We start from the raw sequence: 5,722 nt of genomic DNA on the forward strand, positions 1-5,722 counted from the left end.
AACGCTGCGCCACAGGCGCTTCGAACGCCGGCCCCAGCGGCCGCAGCCGCAATCCGGCCGGCAGTTTCTTCCACGGCAGATCGGCTGGATCGGCCAGCAGCGGGCCCGGCGCCTTGGCCACCAGCACGGCCTCGGCGATCGGCTGGAAGTCGGCGCGGAAATGCACCGAACTCTTGTTGACCAGGATCTTCATCCGCTCCGGCTCGACGCCGGCCATCCGGTACAGATTGCGATCGAGCATCTGAGCCTTGCCCGCGCTGACGACCACGTGCACGCCGCCGATCGTCAGCCGCGCGGCGGGGCCGACGTCGACGTCCATGCCGTTCATCATCGGACCGTCGAAGCGGCAGCGGCCATCGGACAGCTGGGCGACGCGGAAGGTCGCCTCGAACGGCGCGTCGCCCGGCACGCCGGACTGGCCGCCGAGCGCGATCGTGATATCGCTGCCGACGCCGGCGGCATGCGCGGCGCGCACCGCCTCGGCATCGACGATCAGCCCGATCGCGGCATCGGTGGCGCCGGCGCGCACCAGCGCGCGCAGCATGCCGGTCGTGTTCGAGTCGCCGCCGGCGCCGGGGTTGTCCTGCGTGTCGGCGATCACCACCGGCCGGCTCGCCGCCTGCGACAGCCGCATCGCTTCCTGAACCGCCTCGTCCGGCGCCAGGAACGGCACCGCCCAGTCGGCCTCGCGCGCGACGACCGCGTCGGTCAGCGCGGCGACCGCCTGTTCGATACGGGCGGCGTCGTCGCCATAGCCCCACACCACGCCGCCGCATTCGGCGAAGTCCGCCGCCGGAAAGCCCGGCGTGAACGACAGCGACACCACGCCGTCCAGCTCGCGTTCGAGCTCGTCGAGCAGCGCGTAGATGCCGCGCGCCGGCTCGAGGAACGTGCACTGGCCGTTGATCGGAATCAGGAAGGGCAGGCGGCGCGCCGCACGATGCAACCTCTGACCGCTGCCGGCGGCGAGCAGGCGCTGCAGCAGCTGCGCCGCGCGCGCGCCGGTGTCGGCCATGTCGACGTGCGGATAGGTGCGGTAGGCGACCAGCGCATCGGCGCTCTCCAGCATGCGCTGCGTGACGTTGGCATGCAGGTCGAGGCTGGCGACGATCGGCACGTCCGCGCCCACCGCCGCACGCAGCCGGGCCAGCAGTTCGCCTTCGCCGTCGTCGTGCTCGTCGGTCACCATCGCGCCGTGCAGGTCCAGATAGATCGCGTCGGGCCGCTGCGCGCGCGCGGCGTCCACGATCTCGCCGGCGATGCGCTCGAACGCATCGGTGGCCACATGCGCCGAAGGGCTGGCGCCGGCCCAGATCACCGGCAGCAGTTCCGCCTCGTTGCGGGTCAGTTCGCCGATCGCGCGGATGAAGCCGCCCGCCGGAATATTGACGTCGCGCAGCGCCAGCACGTCGGCGCCGCGCACCATCGCGGGAAAGCCCTCGCCGCGGACGAAGTTGTCGTAGTGGGCCTTCGACGGCGCGAAGGTATTGGTTTCGTGCTGGAAACCGGCGAGAAGAATGCGCATGGGTCGGTAGTCGTTGAATTCGGATTGGGGAAACGGGGGCGTCGGCGGCAAGCGGGGCGAGGCACGCATCCGCGTGCCCCGGCACACTTCAGCGCACCGCGGCGTGCACGCGGTCCTTCGGCAGCCGGTTCAGCAGGATCGCCAGGCCGCCGGCGGCCAGCAGCGCCACCATCGCCAGCAGCCCGCCTTCGAGCGAACCGGTCAGGTCCTTGACCGCGCCGATCAGCGTCGGGCTGACGAAGCCGCCCAGCAGGCCGAGGCTGTTGATCAGCGCGATGCCGCCCGCCGCGGCGGTGCCCTGCAGATATTCGGACGGAATCGCCCAGAACACCGTATAGGCGGCCCACATCGCGGCGGTCGCGACGGTGATGCTGATCAGCGACAGCGTCAGGTTGTCGGCGGTGAAGGCCGCGATCGCCAGCGTGGCGGCACCGACGAAGGCCAGCGTCGCGCTGTGCCAGCGGCGTTCCTGGCGGCGATCGGAGCTGCGCGCCGCCAGGAACATCAGGATGGCCGCGGCGACGTAAGGCAGCGCCGAATACATGCCGATCGCCATCGTGCTGGTCACGCCCGCGCCCTTCAGGATCGTCGGCAGCCAGAAGCTGACCGCATAGATGCCGCTGATCAGGCAGAAGTAGCCGAACGCCAGCGCATAGATGCGCGGATCGCGCAGCACGGTGGCGAAGCTGTGGTGGCCGCCGCCGGCGCGCGCCGCGCCGATGTCGTGCGCCAGCAGCCGGCGCTCGTGGTCGCTGAGCCAGCGGGCCTGCGCCGGCGTGTCGTCGAGGAAGAAGTAGGCGACCACGCCGAGCAGCACGCAGGGCAGCCCCTCGATCAGGAACATCCACTGCCAGCCGGCCAGGCCATGCGAGCCGGCCAGCGCGGTCATGATCCACGTCGACACCGGGCCGCCGGCCATGCCGCCGATCGGGCCGGCCAGCATCACGATCGCCATCACGCGGGCCATGCGGGCGCCGCCGTACCAGTAGGTCAGATAGAAAATCATGCCCGGTGCGAAACCGGCCTCGAACACGCCGAGCAGGAAGCGCAGCGCGTAGAAGCTGTGCGCGTCGCGCACGAACAGCATGCACGCCGAGGTCGCGCCCCACAGCACCATGATCCGGCTGATGGTCTTGCGCGCGCCGATGCGCGCCAGCAGCAGATTGCTCGGCACCTCGAACATCACGTAGCCGAGGAAGAAGATGCCGGCGCCCAGCCCGTAGACCGCGTCGCTGATGCCGACGTCCTGCTGCATCTGCAGCTTGGCAAAGCCGATGTTGACCCGGTCCAGGTAGGCGAACACGTAGCACAGCAGCAGGAAGGGCAGCACGCGCAGGCTGATCTTGCGATAGATGGGCGCCAGCGCGTCGGGCGTGGCGGCCATCGCGTCGGATGGATTCCACGAGGTGGTGGTCTGTTGCATCGATGTCTCCGGGTGCCGCAGGCACGGTGGGGGTTGGCAGGACGGGCGCTTGTTCTGATCGGGCTGCTGTCGTTGTGCTGTCGTTGTCCCGTAGGCCGGCATCCGCGCGGGCGCGGCCGGCCTTCGCGCATTGTTGCCAACGCGGCCGTTGAGGAACAATAGCCATCGCTGTACGATTCCGTTGCTTTTTGGTCAACGCTGCGGCGAGTCCGTCGTCCCCGCAAAGGCGGGGACCCAGTGGCTTTCAACGACGCTGGGTGCCTGCCTGCGCGGGAATGACGCGGATGGCGTCCCGCGAGCTCCGCAACCACCTTCGAGGAAACGCCGTGCCCCTGTCCCCCGATCCGAACCGCGACGGCGCCTTGCCGGCCGGACTCAGCGAACGCCGGCTGCGCTATTTCTATGCGGCTGTGGCCGCCGGCTCGATCCGCGCCGCCGCGGACAAGCTCGATGTCGAACCGTCGGTGATCAGCCGGCAGATCCAGCAGCTCGAAGGCGAGCTCGGCGCGACGCTGCTGGAGCGGCGCGGCCGCGGCGTGATGCCGACCGAAGCGGCCCAGCTGGTGCTCGACCACTACCGCGAGCGCCTTGCCGGCGAGGAAACGCTGCTGGCCAGGCTGCAGGAACTGAACGGGCTGCAGCGCGGGCAGATCCAGATCGTCGCCGGCGAGGGTTTCATCGACGAGCTGATCCACGCGGTGCTCAACGAGTTCTGCCAGCGCTATCCGAAGATCAACGTCACGCTGGAGCTGATGAACGTCAACGAGGTGGTGCGCGCGGTGGCGGAAGATCGCGCGCATGTGGGGCTGGCCTACGCGCCGCCGCCGGAGCCGACGCTACGCGTGCTGGCCGCGCGGCGCCAGCCGGTCTGCGTGATCGCGCGGCCCGACCATCCGCTGGCGCGGCGCGGCAAGGCGCTGACCGTCGCCGACATCCTGCCGTATCCGGTCGGGCTGATGACGCCGGGCTTCGGCCTGCGCCAGGTGATCCAGCTGGTCGAGCTGACCGAGAAGGTCCGCTTCACCGCGGCGCTGACCACCAACTCGATCGCGGCGCTGAAGCACTACGCCAGCACCGGCCTGGGCGTGACCTTCCTGCCGGCCCTTGCGGTCGCGCGCGAGCTGGGCCACCAGCTGGTCGCTCTGCCGGTGCGCAACGCGGTGCTGGAGGCCGCCGACGCGCAGCTGATCGTGCGCGACAAGCGGCCGCGCTCGGCGGCGGTCAAGCGGCTGCTCGACTATCTGGCCGAGATGACGGTGCTGCGGGCCGACGGGCAGGGCGTGGGCCGAGGACGCAGGGCGCGCGGGGCCGGCGGCGGCGTCGAAAGCGCTTAAGTCCGGCTCCCTCTCCCACTTGCGGGAGAGGGTTGGGGAGAGGGCAGCGGGCGGCACGCTCGCGATAACGCTGGCGTTGTCTGCCTTCTCCCCCGGCCCCTCTCCCGCAAGCGGGAGAGGGGAGCCCAATCAGCATCCAGCCAAACCGCGGAGAGGTGTCGTAACGCAAACATGACCACACAGAAGTGGACATCGTCCATTTGTGTGCTATGGTTGTGAACGCTGTACACAACTGTGCAAAACGCCCGCGAGTCAACGCGTTCGAAGCAGAAAACACAAACAAAAACCAAGAACCGAAAAAGGACACCCCATGCAGCACACACTCGATGACCGCAAGCGCTGGCTCGCGCTGATGGTCCTATGCCTGGGCGAGCTGATGATCGTGCTCGACACGACCATCGTGAACGTCGCCCTGCCGTCGATCCGCAACGAGCTTGGCTTTACCGAGACCGCGCTGGTCTGGGTGGTCAACGCCTATATGCTGACCTTCGGCGGCTTCCTGCTGCTGGGCGGGCGGCTCGGCGACCTGTTCGGCCACCGCCGGCTGTTCCTGCTCGGCATCACGCTGTTCACGCTGGCTTCGCTGGCCTGCGGCGTGGCGCAATCGCAGGGCCTGCTGGTCGCCGCCCGCGCGGTGCAGGGCGTCGGCGGGGCGGTGGTGTCCGCGGTGGCGCTGTCGCTGATCATGGACCTGTTCTCGACGCCGTCCGACCGCGCGAAGGCGATGGGCGTCTATGGCTTCGTCTGCGCCGGCGGCGGCAGCATCGGCGTGTTGCTCGGCGGCCTGCTGACCAGCGCCCTGAGCTGGCACTGGATCTTCCTGGTCAACCTGCCGATCGGCGTCGCGGTCTATGCGCTGTGCCTCGCGCTGATTCCGAACCTGCCGGGCTCGGCCAATGGGCAGCGCCTCGACGTCGGCGGCGCGGTGACGATCACGGTCTCGCTGATGCTGGCGGTCTATGCGGTGGTCAATGGCAACGAGGTCGGCTGGCTGGCCACGCAGACCGTGTCGATGCTCGGCATCGCGGTGGCGCTGCTGCTGGTGTTCCTGCTGATCGAGTCGCGCGTCGCGCATCCGCTGATGCCGCTGGGCCTGTTCCGGCTGCGCAATGTGGCGGTATCGAACGTGGTCGGCGTGCTGTGGGCCGCGGCGATGTTCGCGTGGTTCTTCATCTCGGCGCTGTATCTGCAACTGGTGCTCGGCTACACGCCGATGCAGGTCGGCCTCGCGTTCCTGCCGGCCAACCTGATCATGGCGGCGTTCTCGCTGGGCCTGTCGGCGCGCCTGGTGATGCGCTACGGCGTGCGCGCGCCGCTGGCCGCCGGGCTGCTGCTGGCGGCGCTGGGGCTGCTGCTGTTCGCGCGTGCGCCGGTCGGCGGCAGCTTCGTCGTCGACGTGCTGCCCGGCATGCTGCTGCTGGGGCTGGGCGCGGGCATCGC

The 5,722-nt window shown here is 69.6% G+C and carries 4 protein-coding genes; 2 read left to right on the plus strand and 2 right to left on the minus strand.

Features of this window, described 5'->3' with window-relative positions:
• On the minus strand, positions 1-1,525 hold a 1,525-nt coding region (locus tag B551_RS12590; protein WP_023264214.1), incomplete at its 3' end, for a M81 family metallopeptidase.
• 88 nt (positions 1,526-1,613) lie between these two features.
• Positions 1,614-2,948, minus strand: coding sequence for an MFS transporter (locus tag B551_RS12595; protein WP_006579787.1), 1,335 nt, complete (start codon positions 2,946-2,948; stop codon positions 1,614-1,616).
• A gap of 326 nt (positions 2,949-3,274) precedes the next feature.
• On the opposite strand from B551_RS12595, the gene B551_RS12600 reads away from it, so the two are divergent.
• A complete protein-coding gene (locus tag B551_RS12600) occupies positions 3,275-4,282 on the plus strand; it encodes a LysR family transcriptional regulator (RefSeq protein ID WP_006579788.1) in 1,008 nt (335 codons plus the stop codon).
• Between the two features lie 310 nt (positions 4,283-4,592).
• The coding region (locus tag B551_RS12605; protein ID WP_023264216.1) for an MFS transporter at positions 4,593-5,722 on the plus strand (1,130 nt) is incomplete at its 3' end.

The organism is Cupriavidus sp. HPC(L) (assembly GCF_000307735.3).
In the GTDB taxonomy this organism is placed as follows: domain Bacteria; phylum Pseudomonadota; class Gammaproteobacteria; order Burkholderiales; family Burkholderiaceae; genus Cupriavidus.

What these genes read in the sequence shown, in the direction of transcription:
- B551_RS12595 (WP_006579787.1), bottom strand. Translation starts at nt 2,948, where the DNA reads ATGCAACAGACCACCACCTCGTGGAATCCATCCGACGCGATGGCCGCC.